Origin of the sequence: Streptomyces sp. NPDC056373, from assembly GCF_042262425.1 — a bacterium.
In the GTDB taxonomy this organism is placed as follows: domain Bacteria; phylum Actinomycetota; class Actinomycetes; order Streptomycetales; family Streptomycetaceae; genus Streptomyces.
This window is the reverse complement of record NZ_JBHJPX010000010.1, coordinates 356,442-369,552: the sequence shown is the minus strand read 5'-3', so window position 1 is coordinate 369,552 and position 13,111 is coordinate 356,442. Positions and strand designations below refer to the sequence as shown.

The 13,111-nt window shown below is 72.7% G+C and carries 11 protein-coding genes and 1 pseudogene; 5 read left to right on the top strand and 7 right to left on the bottom strand.

The features are described 5' to 3' along the window. Positions 1-98 precede the first annotated feature (98 nt). Positions 99-566, bottom strand: a complete 468-nt coding sequence (locus ACFCXS_RS23470) for a hypothetical protein (RefSeq protein WP_376645281.1) — start codon at positions 564-566, stop codon at positions 99-101. A gap of 85 nt (positions 567-651) precedes the next feature. Then, the gene (locus ACFCXS_RS23465; protein ID WP_376645280.1) at positions 652-1,434 is read right to left on the bottom strand and encodes a hypothetical protein; all 783 of its coding nucleotides are present in this window, start codon (positions 1,432-1,434) and stop codon (positions 652-654) included. A 541-nt stretch (positions 1,435-1,975) separates the two neighbouring features. Here ACFCXS_RS23465 and ACFCXS_RS23460 point away from each other — a divergent pair. Beyond that, on the top strand, positions 1,976-2,614 hold the full coding sequence (locus ACFCXS_RS23460; protein WP_376645279.1) for a transglycosylase family protein: 639 nt from the start codon (positions 1,976-1,978) through the stop codon (positions 2,612-2,614). A gap of 113 nt (positions 2,615-2,727) precedes the next feature. Here ACFCXS_RS23460 and ACFCXS_RS23455 read toward each other — a convergent pair whose 3' ends face one another. From ACFCXS_RS23455 to ACFCXS_RS23445, 3 genes are read right to left on the bottom strand one after another with little or no spacing between them, the layout of a single operon-like run. After that, entirely contained in the window at positions 2,728-3,369 is a 642-nt protein-coding gene (locus ACFCXS_RS23455) for an ATP-binding cassette domain-containing protein (protein WP_376645278.1), read from the bottom strand. Beyond that, positions 3,366-6,152, bottom strand: coding sequence for an ATP-binding cassette domain-containing protein (locus tag ACFCXS_RS23450; RefSeq protein ID WP_376645277.1), 2,787 nt, complete (start codon positions 6,150-6,152; stop codon positions 3,366-3,368). The genes ACFCXS_RS23455 and ACFCXS_RS23450 overlap by 4 nt, the downstream gene beginning before the upstream one ends. Continuing rightward, on the bottom strand, positions 6,152-6,628 hold the full coding sequence (locus ACFCXS_RS23445) for a hypothetical protein (RefSeq protein WP_376645276.1): 477 nt from the start codon (positions 6,626-6,628) through the stop codon (positions 6,152-6,154). Before ACFCXS_RS23445 ends, ACFCXS_RS23450 begins: the two co-directional genes overlap by 1 nt. A 145-nt stretch (positions 6,629-6,773) precedes the next feature. Between ACFCXS_RS23445 and ACFCXS_RS23440 the strand changes: the two genes are divergently transcribed. Genes ACFCXS_RS23440 through ACFCXS_RS23430 form a run of 3 tightly spaced genes read left to right on the top strand, consistent with a single transcriptional unit; the run spans position 6,774 to position 9,677 of the window. Beyond that, entirely contained in the window at positions 6,774-7,337 is a 564-nt protein-coding gene (locus ACFCXS_RS23440; RefSeq protein ID WP_376645275.1) for a hypothetical protein, read from the top strand. Further along, positions 7,312-8,598, top strand: a complete 1,287-nt coding sequence (locus ACFCXS_RS23435; RefSeq protein ID WP_376645274.1) for an ABC transporter substrate-binding protein — start codon at positions 7,312-7,314, stop codon at positions 8,596-8,598. Before ACFCXS_RS23440 ends, ACFCXS_RS23435 begins: the two co-directional genes overlap by 26 nt. A 38-nt stretch (positions 8,599-8,636) precedes the next feature. Next, positions 8,637-9,677: a helix-turn-helix transcriptional regulator gene (locus ACFCXS_RS23430; protein WP_376645273.1), complete on the top strand. Its 1,041-nt coding sequence runs from the start codon at positions 8,637-8,639 to the stop codon at positions 9,675-9,677. Here the strand turns inward: ACFCXS_RS23430 and ctaD are convergent. Continuing rightward, positions 9,571-11,247 (bottom strand): annotated as a pseudogene (gene ctaD, locus ACFCXS_RS23425) (cytochrome c oxidase subunit I); the annotation flags it as partial. The gene ACFCXS_RS23430 and the pseudogene ctaD overlap by 107 nt on opposite strands. 445 nt (positions 11,248-11,692) lie before the next feature. Between ctaD and ACFCXS_RS23420 the strand changes: the two are divergent. Beyond that, positions 11,693-11,908 (top strand): I78 family peptidase inhibitor, encoded by a 216-nt coding sequence (locus ACFCXS_RS23420; RefSeq protein WP_376645272.1) that lies wholly within the window; start codon positions 11,693-11,695, stop codon positions 11,906-11,908. A 77-nt stretch (positions 11,909-11,985) separates the two neighbouring features. Here ACFCXS_RS23420 and ACFCXS_RS23415 read toward each other — a convergent pair whose 3' ends face one another. Beyond that, positions 11,986-12,984 carry a phosphatase PAP2 family protein gene (locus tag ACFCXS_RS23415; protein WP_376645271.1) on the bottom strand — a complete coding sequence of 333 codons (999 nt, stop codon included), beginning with the start codon at positions 12,982-12,984 and terminating at the stop codon, positions 11,986-11,988. Between the last annotated feature and the right edge of the window lie 127 nt (positions 12,985-13,111).

Below are 13,111 nucleotides of genomic sequence, written 5' to 3'. Positions count from 1 at the left end.
CCGCGCCCCCTTCATTTTTTTTATACTCCACTGGTCCCCCCACCCCCGCCACCGGGCGCCCCCCCGGGGGCCCCCCCTTTCCGGTGTCCGGTGCTCGCTCAGCTGCCGCCCCGCCGTCCCGGCGGCAGCGCGGCCGGGACGTAGTGCATCCCCGTGCCGTACGCGCCCGTGCCGTACGTGCCTGTGCCGTATGTGCCCGTGCCGCCGTACGTGCCTGTGCCATACGTGCCTGTGCCGTACGTGCCGACGGTCCCGACGCGCTGCCACTGCGGCTGCTGTCCGGTGGCGTGGCGGGCGCTCTGTGCGCCCGCGCTGTAGGCGCTGTACGAGCTGCCGTACGTCCCTGCGTACGAGCCCGAACCGTGCGGGGTGTTCCCGAAGGCGGTGAAGCCCAGCTTCTCCTCGCCGCTGCGGTCGCCTGGCAGTGCGCGGAAGGACTTGACGTACTCGGCGTAGAGCGCGTCGTAGATCGGCGTGGCCGATGGGCCGCACTGGGAGTCCTGAGCCGATCGCGCGGACGGGATCGGCGAGAAGGACTGGCGGCGGGGAACGTCGTATGCGTGCACGTATGTCCAAACGACCCCGCGGGTCAAGGGATGCGGCCCGGGTACGGCTTTCGCAGGTGGACGGCGTGGACGGGTGACGGACGGCTCAGGTACCGGCCAGCGGCAGCGCCGAGGCGACGAGCTGTCCGTTCGCCGCTGCCTTGTCCAGCGCGTCCCGCAGCAGGTCCTCGCGCGGCTGGCGGCCGATCGAACCGGCCGGCGCGGCGAACATCAGCACCTGCTGGTGCTTGTTGGCGGCCGCGCGCCACCCCTCGGTCACCTGGAGCGGCTGGTGCGCCTGCCACCAGGCCACCGGCTGGCCGCCGCCCACGCCCGGCTGGAGCACCGCGTGCAGCTGGCCCACGGCGAGCAGCACCGACCAGCCGTGCAGCACCGGCGGTACGACGGACAGTTCCGTCAGCGGCATGAACCCCTGCTCGATGAGCAGCGGCAGGAATTCGTCGCTGCCGCCGGTCGAGCCGGGCCGGGCGATGGCCCCGGTCGGCTCGACCACCAGGGCCGGATGCAGCTCTCCACCGATCAGGACGAGCCCGCTGGTCACACCGAGCACCGCCTGCTCGGGCACCACCCTGTCGGGCTCCAGGTCGACCGTGTCGCCGGTGATGGACTTCACGGCGCCCCGCAGCTGCTCCTCGGTGACCTGCACGACCTGCGAGGGCAGGCAGCCGGCGTGGGCGAAGGCGAGGACGGCGGTCTCGTCCCCGATGAACAGGACGGTGCTGGTGCGCTCCTGCGCGGAGTCGCCCGGAGTGCGGCAGGACGTGCAGTCGTAACTGCCCGGGGCGGTCTCTCCGGCGAGCAGGCGGTCGGCTTCTTCGTCGCCGATCTCGGCGCGTACCTCGTCGCTGACGTCGAGCATGCGCGGCACGGGTGGCTCCCTCGGGGATGCGGTGTGGCAAAGCCGGGTGGCTCCCGGCCCGTGGTCCGGGTAGGTCCCGGCTCATGCAGAAGACAACGGGCGATCTGTGGCGGGAGTCACGCCCCAGGGCGAACGGAATCGAACCATCCAGCGCACGGAGTCACGCTGCGCGCGCAATCGCGCACTCACCGTCAACTCGCCGTGCTGCAAAGGGCGTTGGGCTGGTGAAGTGGGTCACAGATCGTCAGGGTCGTTGGTCGACAAATCCGGAAATCCGCGAATGAAGTGGGTGTCCGGAAATCGCCGTTACCCGAGGTATCGGTGAACTGGCCTGCCCGGACGGGCGACTGGTTGATGCCGGCCGCCCGCCTCCTTAGATTCCTCCGCCGTGTGCAACGAGCACCGCTCGGGTACGTCCACCGGCCGCCGGGTTCCCAGGAACCGGGCACGGCACCGCTCCGGTGGACGGGGCGAGCGCGACCCTCGCGCCCCATGGCGCGGGAGCAGCGCTCCGCCTTGGGGGATCCCGGGTGTTTCGAAAGGGACCTACATGTCCGAATGTGCCGATACCACTCGCTCAGGCGCCCGGAAGCGCCAGGCTCGTACGACGGCGGTCCTCGCCGGGGCGGCACTGCTCGCGCCCCTGGGACTGCTGGCCGCGACCGGAAACGCCGCGGCGGCCGACAGCGGAGTGTGGGACCGCATCGCCCGGTGCGAGAGCGGCGGCGACTGGCACATCAACACCGGCAACGGCTACTACGGCGGACTCCAGTTCGCCCCCTCCACCTGGAACGCCTACGGCGGCACGGCCTACGCGCCCACCGCCGACCGGGCGAGCAAATCCCAGCAGATCGCCGTCGCGACCAAGGTCCAGCGTGCCCAGGGATGGGGCGCCTGGCCCGTCTGCTCGGCCCGCGCCGGGGCGAGCGGCGGCGCACCCGCCGCCGGCCCGGTCAGCTCCACCGGGCCCTCGGCGGCGACGCCGTCCAAGGCCCCCGCCCCCGACCGTGCCGCGGAACACGCGGACCGCGGCTCCTCCCGCGGTGACTACACCGTCCGCCCGGGCGACACTCTGAGCGGCGTCGCCGCCCGGCACGGCACCACCTGGCAGCGCCTCTACGCCGCCAACAAGACCGCCGTCGGAACGGATCCCGACGTGATCGTGCCCGGCCTGCGCCTCAGGTTCTGAGCCGCTGCTCCCCCTCGCCGGGACACGGACCCCGTCCGGTCGACCGACCGGGCGGGGTCCGGGCGTGCTGCCGTTCGCCCGACCGACGGACGGGGCTCGGGCGGCGTTCCGGATCAGCCCGTGAGCTCAGACGCCTCCCCGGCGAACACGACCGCGCCGCGGCGCAGTTCGTAGACGACGGCCCGCCGCCTCCGCAGGGCGGGCGGCAGCCGCTGCTCGGCGATCACCACACAGGCGTCGAGCGCGCCCAGCAGCGCGTACGTGCGGGCCGCGACCGAGGGGGACATGCCCTGGGCGGGCTCGTCGACGAGCACCACGCGTGCGCGTGCGAGCAGCGCCCGGGAAAGGGCGAGCATGCGCTGCTCCCCGCCGGAGAGGGTGCCGGCCCGCCGCTCCAGCAGGGGCCGCAGCTGCGGGTAGGCGTCCAGGGCCACGGTGTGGTCGCGCGCGGCGAGTTCGAGGTTCTCGCGCACGGTGAGCGAACCGAACACGGCCTGCCGCTCCGGCACCAGGCACATCCCGCGCCGGGCGCGTTCGTACGCCGGGACGCGGGTCACGTCCGTGCCGTCCCACACCACCGCGCCGCCCGACAGGGGCAGCGTGCCGGCCAGGGCGCCGAGGGCGGTGGTGCGGCCGGAGCCGTTGCGGCCCAGCAGCACGGTGAGGCCCGGGCCGTGAGCGGCGAGGGTGATGCCGTGCAGGGCCTCCAGGGGGCCGTGGCGCACGCGTGCGTGGCGCAGGGAGAGCGTCGTCATCGGCCGGACCCCTGCTCCAGGACGTCCAGGGCGTCCAGGATGTGCCCGGGCGGACCGGAGGCGACGACGCGGCCCGCGGTCATCACCTGCACGACGTCCGCGAGACCGGCCACCAGGTCCAGGTCGTGCTCGACGACGAGGAGGGCCGTGCCCTCGGCGGCCAGGGCCTTCAGGATCCGGGCCAGCGCGGCCACTTCGGCGGTGTCCAGCCCGGCGGCGGGCTCGTCCAGCAGGAGGACGCGGGGGCCGCCCGCGAGGACCCGGGCCAGCTCCACGCGGCGCAGCGTCCCGGTGGGCAGAGCGGCGGCGGGCCGGGCGCGCAGGGGCCCGTCGAGCCCGAACAGCCTGAGGGCGCGCTCGACCGCGCCCGGGTCGGCCACCCGGCCCTGCTCGGCGCCCACCCGGACGTTCTCGGCGACGGTCAGCGAGGGGAAGACGGCCAGCTGCTGGAAGGTCCGCGCGACACCGAGGCGGGTGCGGGCCTGGGCGGACAGCGCGGTGATGTCCCGCCCGCCGAGCCGCACGGTCCCGCGCGCCGGCCGCAGCGTCCCGGCCAGACAGTGGAACAGGGTGCTCTTCCCCGCCCCGTTGGGCCCCACGACCGCTGTGATCCGGCCGGGGGAGAGGTCCAGATCCACTTCGTCGAGAGCGGTGAAGCCGCCGTAGCGGACGTGGAGGCCCCGGGCGGTGAGGAGGGGGGTGGTGGCGGGGGCCGTGGCCGTCGGGCGGCGTTCCGGAACGCCCTCGCGGTCTCGGGGGCCGCCGCGTCGGGTCTTGCCGTCTCGGGGTTCGCCGCGTCGGGTCCTGCCCTCTCGCGGTTCGCGCGCACCGGCAGATTCCGTCGCTCCCGCCCCCCTCGCCCTCCGGACCACGCCCGTCGCCCCCGTCGCCCCCGTCGGCACCGGTGCCCTCCGTGGCGGCTGCGGCTCCGCCGGGTGCAGCAGCGCGCGGGCCCGCAGTCCCGCCTCCGTCAGCGCCGGGGTACGGCGCGGCCGCAGGTGTTCCGCCGTCGTGCGCAGGGCCTCGTACGGTCCGCCCGGGAAACGGCCCACCAGGATCGCCAGGATGCCGACGAGGGCCGCCGCGACACCGCCACGGGTGCCCGCGTCCAGCCCGACCAGGAGGGCCGCGGCGGCGAGGGCGCCGAGCGTGCTGTCGGCGCCCAGCACCACCACCGCAGCGAACCACAGCAGGCCCCGCACCGGGTCGTAAGCGCCCGCGTCGAAGGCACGCAGCCCCATCCCGAGCATGGCGCCGCCCAGCGCGGCCAGCGCGGCGCCCGCGACGAACGCCAGCAGCTTCAGGGACGGCACCCGGACACCCGCCGCCTGCGCGCCCCGCTCGTGATCCCGCATGGCGGCGAGAGCCCGGCCCGTCCGCCCCCGGCGCAGCGCGTGCGTCGCCAGCAGCGCGACCGCCAGCAGGAGCAGCTCGAGGACGTAGTACGCCCGGTCGCCGTCGAAGCCCGCCGGGCGGCCGAGGGCGAGGCCCGCCGTGGCGTACGGCTGGGCGAAGACGAAGCGGCTCACGCCCACACCGACCGCGAACGTCGCCAGTGCCAGGGCCAGACCGCGGCGGCCGATCGCGGGCCAGCCCGTCAGCAGGCCGAGCGGCGCCACCAGTACGACCGCCACCGCGAGGGCCGCCAGCTCCGGCAGACGGGGCAGGCCCGGGAAGCGGCCCGACGCCAGCAGCGCCGTGAACAGGGCGCCCAGCCCCGCGTACCCGGCCTGCCCCAGGGAGATCTGGCCGCCGCGTCCGGTGACCACCACCAGGGACAGCAGGATCACGGCCAGCGCCGGCACCTGGACCGAGGTGTGCAGGTCCTGGCCCGCCAGCCCCAGCGGCAGCAGGAACAGCACCAGCACCACGATCCAGGCTCCCGGCGGGGTCGCCGCGCGTGCCGTGACCGTGCGCGGCAGCGCGTCCCGCTCCCCGGCACCCGGCAGGACCAGCGCCGCGACCAGCAGCGTGACGACGAACAGGTTCGTGCCGACCGCCTGGAGCAGCGGCTCGGCCCAGCCCGACGGATGCAGCCGCGTCAGCTGGCTCTGCGCCACCCCGATGCCCAGCGCCACCACCACCGCGACGGTGAGGCTGCGCATCCGGGCCGCCACCGCGACCGCCACGACCTCCATCACGAGCAGCGAGAGACCGTACGGGTCGAGCCGCACGTACGGCGCCAGCAGCACGCCCGTCAGACCGGCCGTGAACGAGCCGAACGCCCAGCCGGTGGCCGCGACCCGGTCCGCGTCGATGCCGCCCAGCACCGCGAGCCGCCGGTCGTCCACCACGGCCCGCAGCTCCCGTCCGAACCGCGTCCAGCGGACCACCGCCGTGACCCCGGCGGCCAGCCCCAGCACCACCGCGAGCTGCCCCCACGGCTCGTCCGGCACCAGCACCGGCGCGTCGTCCCGCGCCCCCTGCCCCCACAGCAGCGCCGCCCCGCCCACCAGCAGGACGAACACCCCGATGGACGCCACCAGCGTCTGCGCGGGATCACCGCCCAGGACCGCCAGAGGCCGGAAGACGAACCGTTCCAGGACCACCCCCAGCCCCGGCGCCAGCACCAGCAGCGTCACCGCAGCCCCGAGCCACAGCGGCCAGCCCCACTCGAGCACGCACTGCCGCAAGCAGTACGCGCACACCATCGCGATCGCACCGTGCGCGAAGTTCAGCACCCCGGTCGCGCGGTAGGTCACGATCAGGCCGATCCCGGTGAGCGCCGCCGCGCTGCCGACGGAGAGCCCGGCGAGCGTGAGGTCGTACGTCAGCGAGGACATCAGCCGGTTTCTTCGGCCGGCTCGCAGATCGGGCAGGGGCCCAGCTCACCGCTCGCCACCAGCTTGGAGTCCACCGGGACCGCCTCCGCCCTGCCGGCGACCAGCGGGCAGTCCGCGCGGTGCCACAGCGTGCCGCCCGGCACCATCAGCAGGTCGCCGCTGACCGCGAGGGGCGCGAGCACCGCCCGGCCGCTCGCCTCCGGCTCGGCCGGCCCGGCCTCCACCAGCAGGCCGTACAGCTCCTCCACGCGCGCGGCGGCGACCGAACCCCTGCCCTGGGCCAGCAGCACGGCCCCGGCGATGATCAGCGCGGCCCCGGGGACGGTGCAGGAGGCAAGGTAGGGCAGCTGCCGTTCGGCGTAACGCTCGCCGGAGACTCCGTACCAGCCCACGGCGCACAGCACCGCGCCGGCGGCCAGGGCGGCCCAGCCGGCCCACAGGACGGGATGCACGGTCCGCAGTCGGCTGCTCCGCATCGCTGGCTCCCACACATCGGATTCGGCTGTGCGTACGTCGGGCTGCCTGTTCAAGTCCGCCGATCGCTTGCACTATGCCCTGTGGAAGCTGACCCTGAAAGCACCGGGCGCGCATGGCCCGGACCGACACCCGGTGGTGAGCCAGATGGTTCTCGGCAGCGACCTCAGGCGGGGGAACGCGACGGGGGGTCCACGCACCGCGGGACGGGGCACGGCCATCGCGGCCGCCCTGGTTCTGGCCTTGGCCCCGGCCCTCGCGGCATGCGGCGACGGCTACGGCGGCGGCAGCTCGAGCACCCCGTCCACACCGACCTCGGAGCGCACCACGAGCGCGCCGGCGAGCGCGCCGGCGGACCGGGCCGCGGCCGAGACGGAGATCAAGCAGAACTGGGAGAAGTTCTTCGACCCGAAGACCCTCCCCGAGGACAAGCTGGCCGTCCTGGAGAACGGCGCACGGATGGCACCCGTCCTGAAGGCCTTCAGCGGAGACGCCCGAGGCGGGCAGGTCGAGGCGAAGGTCACCAAGGTCCAGTTCACGTCGGCGACCGGAGCGGACGTGACGTACACGCTCACCCTCAAGGGAGCCACCGCCCTGCCGGACGCCTCCGGTACGGCCGTCGAACAGGACGGCGTGTGGAAGGTGTCCGTCAAGACGCTGTGCTCGCTGGTGCAGATGAGCGGTAATGGGTCGCCGGTCCCGGGTTGCTGAAGTCCTCGCCGCGGTCCTGTCGCTCTTTCTGGGCGCGGCCTGCGGCAGCCGCCTGCCGGAGAGCGACTTCCGGCACGACGACCGCACCCCGCCGCCCCGCGCGTCCGCGCCCCTGCGGGTCGGCATCATCACCAGCGCCACCAGCCCCGTCGGCGGCAGCGCCTTCACCGGCCCGCGCGACGGCGCCACGGCCTTCTTCGACCGGCTCGACGCGCGCGGCGGCATCGACGGACGTCGCGTCGAGGTACACCGGTGCGACGACGGCGGCAGCGGCGTCGGCAACAACGAGTGCGTGCACAAGCTCGTCGACGAGGAAGCGGTTGTTGCCCTGGTCGCCACCACCGCGCTCGACTACGCGGGCGCCTCCCGCGTCGCACACGCGGGCGTGCCCGACATCGGCGGCCAGCCCATCGGCGCCGCCTACGACACCTACCCGCACCTCTACGGCATCTACGGCAGCCTCGCACCCCGCCACGGCACCCCCGGCTGGAACGGGAAGCTGTACGGCGGCACCGAGGTCTACCGCTACTTCGAACGCGAGCACGGCGCCCGCACCGCCGCCGTCGTCTCCTACAACCAGTCCGCCTCGGCCGCCTACGCCCGGCTCGTCGAACGCGGCCTGCGTGCCGAGGGCTACAAGGTCGTCACCGAGCAGGTCGACTTCGCCCTGCCCAACTTCCGCGCCGTCGCCGCCGACCTGAAGAGCCAGGGCGCCGACCTGGTCTTCGACGCCATCGACGCGCACGGCAACGCGCAGCTCTGCCAGGCCATGGACGAGGTCGGCGCCGACGTCACCGCCAAGGTGACCAACGTGCAGAACTGGACGTCCACCGTCCCCGACGACTACAAGGACGCCCCCCGCTGCCGCAACGCCCTCTGGGCGACGGGCGCCGGCCGCAACTTCGACGACACGGGCCACCCGGCCGTACGGGAGTTCCGCGAGGCGACGAAGGGCCTGAAGACGCACTCCCAGTGGCAGCTGGAGGGGTGGGCGGCCGCGCGGTGGTTCACGGACGCGGCGAAGTCCTGCGCGGCGACGGGCATCACGCGCGCGTGCGTCGACTCGTACATGAACCGCAGCCAGGGCTACACCGCCGGCGGGCTGCTGCTCCCCGTCCGGTTCGAGCGCCTCCCCGAGCCGCCGAGAACGAGCAGGAGCTGCCTGTCGGTGGCACGCTGGCAGGACGGCAGGGGCTGGGTGAGCCAGGGCGACATGAACCGCACCTGCTTCACCGTCCCCCAGCTGGCCTACACGCCTTGAGGACAGTGGTTGTCCGCAAGGCCTGGCAGACTCGCCCCATGTTGGAGACCTCGGCCCGTCTGCTGCGCCTGCTGTCCCTGCTCCAGGCCCACCGCGAGTGGTCCGGCGCCGACCTGGCCGGCCGGCTCGGGATCAGTGCCCGCACCCTGCGCCGGGACGTCGACCGGCTGCGCGAACTCGGCTACCCGGTCAACGCCAGCCCCGGCACCGGCGGCGGCTACCAGCTGGGCGCCGGAGCCGAACTGCCGCCGCTGCTCCTGGACGACGACGAGGCGGTCGCCGTGGCGGTCGGTCTGCGCACGGCCGCGGGGCAGGGCATCGACGGCATCGGGGAGACCTCCGTCCGCGCCCTCGCCAAGCTGGAACAGGTGCTGCCCAACCGGCTGCGCCGCCGCGTGGGAGCCCTGAACGCCTTCACCGTGCCGATGCTGCGCAGCACGCTGCCCTCCTCGGTCGACCCGGGCGTGCTCACCGAACTCGCCCACCTGTGCCGGGACGCCGAGCGGCTGCGCTTCGACTACCGCGGCCACGACGGCGCCCCCTCCCGCCGCACCGTCGAACCGCACCGGCTGGTGTGCACCGAGCGCCGCTGGTACCTGGTCGCCTGGGACCTCGACCGGGACGACTGGCGCACGTTCCGCGTGGACCGTGTCACGCCCAGGCCGCCGCACGGCCCGCGCTTCACTCCCCGCAAGCCGCCCGCGGACGACCTCGCCGCCTACGTCTCCCAGGGCGTCTCCACGCGCGCGTACGCCACCCACGCCGTCGTGCGGCTCCTGGTTCCCCTGGAGGAGGCCGCCGAGCACATCTCGCCCTCGGCCGGGGTGCTGGAGGCCGAGGGCCCGGACAGCTGCCTGCTGCGCTGCGGCGCCGGCAGCCTCGACGTGATGGTCATCCACGTGACGATGCTGGGCTTCGAGTTCGAGGTGCTGGAGCCGGTCGAGCTGATCGAGGCGATCAGGAGGACCCGGGACCGGCTTGATGGCGCTCTGGCTCGGGCTGCGCAGTCACCGCCGCGTACTCGGGATGGTGCAGGTCGAACGCCGGGGACTCGGAACGGATCCGGGGCAGCGCCGTGAAGTTGTGCCGCGGGGGCGGACACGAGGTCGCCCACTCCAGGGAGCGGCCGAACCCCCACGGGTCGTCGACCTCGACCTTCTCGCCGTACCTGGCGGTCTTCCACACGTTGTAGAGGAACGGCAGCGTCGACATGCCGAGCAGGAACGCGCCGATCGTCGACACCGTGTTGAGCGCCGTGAACCCGTCGGCCGCCAGGTAGTCCGCGTACCGGCGGGGCATGCCCTCGGCGCCCAGCCAGTGCTGCACCAGGAACGTGGTGTGGAAGCCGACGAACAGCGTCCAGAACTGGATCTTGCCGAGCCGTTCGTCGAGCATCTTCCCGGTGAACTTCGGCCACCAGAAGTAGAAGCCGGCGAAGATCGCGAAGACGACCGTGCCGAAGACGACGTAGTGGAAGTGCGCGACCACGAAGTACGAGTCCGTCACGTGGAAGTCCATCGGCGGTGACGCGAGGATCACCCCCGTCAGCCCGCCGAACAGGAACGTCACCAGAAAGCCCGTGGCCCACAGCATCGGCGTCTCGAACGACAGCGAGCCCTTGAGCATGGTGCCGGCCCAGTTGAAGAACTTCACCCCCGTCGGCACCGCGATCAGGAAGCTCATGAAGGAGAAGAACGGCAGCAGCACCGCACCCGTGGCGAACATGTGGTGCGCCCACACGATCATCGACAGGCCGGTGATCGCCATCGTCGCGCCGACCAGCGTCAGATAGCCGAACAACGGCTTGCGGCTGAAGACCGGGATGATCTCCGTGATGATCCCGAAGAACGGCAGCGCGATGATGTACACCTCGGGATGGCCGAAGAACCAGAACAGGTGCTGCCACAGGATCGCGCCGCCGTTGGCCGCGTCGAAGACCTGTGCGCCGAACCGCCGGTCCGCCTCCAGCGCCAGCAGCGCCGCCGCCAGCACCGGGAACGCCATCAGGATCAGGATCGACGTGAACAGGGTGTTCCATACGAAGATCGGCATCCGGAACATCGTCATGCCCGGGGCGCGCATCCCGATGATCGTGGTGATGAAGTTGACCGCGCCGAGGATCGTGCCGAAGCCGGACAGGGCGAGCCCCATGATCCACAGGTCGTGTCCGAGGCCGGGCGAGCGCTCCGCGCTGTTGAGCGGGGCGTAGGCGAACCAGCCGAAGTCGGCGGGCCCGGAGGGCACCAGCAGCGAGCCGAGCACGATCAGCCCGCCGAACAGGAACAGCCAGTACGAGAACATGTTCAGCCGCGGGAAGGCGACGTCGGGCGCCCCGATCTGCAGCGGCATCAGCTCGTTCGCGAAGCCCGCGAAGCTCGGTGTCGCGAACAGCAGCAGCATGATCGTGCCGTGCAGGGTGAAGGCCTGGTTGTACTGCTCGTTGTCGATGATCTGCAGGCCCGGCCGGGCGAGCTCGGCGCGCATCAGCAGCGCCATCACCCCGGCGATCAGGAAGAACACGAACGAGGTGACCAGGTAGAGGTGGCCGATCTTCTTGTGGTCCGTCGTCGTCAGCCAGTCGACCACCACCCGCCCGTGCCGGGTGCGCGGCTCGGGCGGCGTCACCGCCTGTACGGTCTGCGTCCCCATCGCTCGCTCGCCCTTCGCTCATCGCGTACCGGGCCGCCGTAGCCCGCGCCTGACGTGCCCGCGAGCTCACGCCATGATGCTCGCGCCACCGCGCGCTCCGACAGGGGGCGTCCGGCCTGTCTGTGCCGGAGCCGTGCATTTCCTGTATCGCGCCGACTTCACCGGGCCGGTCCGGCAGCGGAAAGGAACGGAGCTCGGAAGGCACTTCTCCCGGAACTTTCCGCCGGGCTTTTCCATGAGCTCACGGGACACGCGGGAATTACGATCGAATGCCTGCGGAAGGCGTACGGAACCGCTCGTCCGTGTGACGGACGGCTCCCGAAACGCCTGTCGTGATCTTGTGACAGAAGCGTGACGGGAGGCGGACAGTGACCGGCCGCGACCCGGACGCGCGCGGTCGCCGCCCGGACTTCCGCGGTCGCCGGGCAGGACATAGCGTGGCGGCATGGCACCGACTCCGACACCTTCCGCCGAACCCGACGACAGCCCGGACACCTATGTCGGCCTGGAGGCCGACCGGGCCGAACGCCTCGCTCGTGAGCGCGGCTGGCCGACGGTGCGTGCGCTGCAACCAGGGACGATCATCACGATGGAGTACCGCGTGGGCCGGCTGAACTTCGAGGTCAAGGGCGGCCGGGTGGCGCGGGCCTGGAAGGGCTGAGATCTGGCGAAGGCCCCGGTTCCGGAGCGGAACCGGAGCCTTCGCCATGCCGCGGCGGGTTGCGTACCGGCCGGTGGTCAGCCGCCCGTCACGGGCCGGGCCGACGAGGCGGAACCGCGCGGATGGCGCTCGGAGTGCGGTGCCGGTGGCCGGCGACTGCCGGCCGGGGTGACCGGAGAGCGCTCCGAGCGGACCGTGTGCGGGCCGGGCGCCAGATGGACCGGGGCCCGCGACGAGCGGGCAGCGACGTCGTCACGGTCGGGCAAGGGCGTGACCACGACGGGCGGCGCGCCGGCCGGGACCGCCGAGGTACGGCGCCTGCGGGCCCGCAGACGGTCGCGCAGGTCGAAGATCGCGTCCTCGGCGCGGGCGATCAGCGGCTCGAACCACGGCAGGCCGAGCAGGATCAGCAGACCCGCGGTCCAGCCGAGGAGCACATCGCTCAGCCAGTGCGTGCCCAGGTAGACGGTGGCCATCCCGACGCCGAGCGAGGTCACCGCGGACACGGCGGACAGCCAGCGCTGCGCTCGGGCGCCGGAGGCGAGGTAGGCCAGGATTCCCCAGGTCACCACGGCATTGGCGGTGTGACCGCTCGGAAATATATCGCCGCCGAGCCACATCTCGTTCGAGCCGATGATGGTGGCGTAGTGCGGTCCCAGGCGGCCCATGCCGTACTTGGCCGCGCCGACCGTGATGTTCAGCAGCAGCAGCGAGACGCCGAGCGCGAGCAGGGGCCGCAGGGTGTGCTGCCGCCAGGAGCGCCAGCCCAGCCAGGCCGCGACCATCACAGCGGTCGGGCCGCGCTGTCCGAGGACCACGTAGTAGTCGACGAACCAGTGGATCTCCGACCACTGCTGGTAGGGGCGGAAGAACATGACCTGCCAGTCGAGCCGGACCAGCCAGGACGTGATCACCACGGCCCACACGATCGCGCCGTAGAAAGCCAAGGTCGCCGCGAAGAGCACGATGCGGTGCCTGCTCATCTTGGGCACATCGATGTGGGCCGGTCGTTCCGGCTCACGGTCCAGCCGGGCGAAGACCCGGTCCAGACGGGTGAGCTTCGGTTCGGTACGCACCCAATCGACGTTACAGCGAGTGAGCTGAGATCCCGGGCGAATCAACGGCTTTGTGATGACGATGTGATGTGGGATTCCTCTCAGGAGGAGGTTTATTTCCAGCGAATCCGCAATCGACGGACGCTGT

Excerpts from the sequence above, each read along its gene's own strand:
- ACFCXS_RS23460 (WP_376645279.1), top strand. The coding sequence starts at position 1,976 with ATGTCCGAATGTGCCGATACCACTCGCTCAGGCGCCCGGAAGCGCCAG.
- ACFCXS_RS23455 (WP_376645278.1), bottom strand. The coding sequence starts at position 3,369 with ATGACGACGCTCTCCCTGCGCCACGCACGCGTGCGCCACGGCCCCCTG.
- ACFCXS_RS23450 (WP_376645277.1), bottom strand. The coding sequence starts at position 6,152 with ATGTCCTCGCTGACGTACGACCTCACGCTCGCCGGGCTCTCCGTCGGC.
- ACFCXS_RS23445 (WP_376645276.1), bottom strand. The coding sequence starts at position 6,628 with ATGCGGAGCAGCCGACTGCGGACCGTGCATCCCGTCCTGTGGGCCGGC.
- ACFCXS_RS23440 (WP_376645275.1), top strand. The coding sequence starts at position 6,774 with ATGGTTCTCGGCAGCGACCTCAGGCGGGGGAACGCGACGGGGGGTCCA.
- ACFCXS_RS23435 (WP_376645274.1), top strand. The coding sequence starts at position 7,312 with ATGGGTCGCCGGTCCCGGGTTGCTGAAGTCCTCGCCGCGGTCCTGTCG.
- ACFCXS_RS23430 (WP_376645273.1), top strand. The coding sequence starts at position 8,637 with ATGTTGGAGACCTCGGCCCGTCTGCTGCGCCTGCTGTCCCTGCTCCAG.
- ACFCXS_RS23420 (WP_376645272.1), top strand. The coding sequence starts at position 11,693 with ATGGCACCGACTCCGACACCTTCCGCCGAACCCGACGACAGCCCGGAC.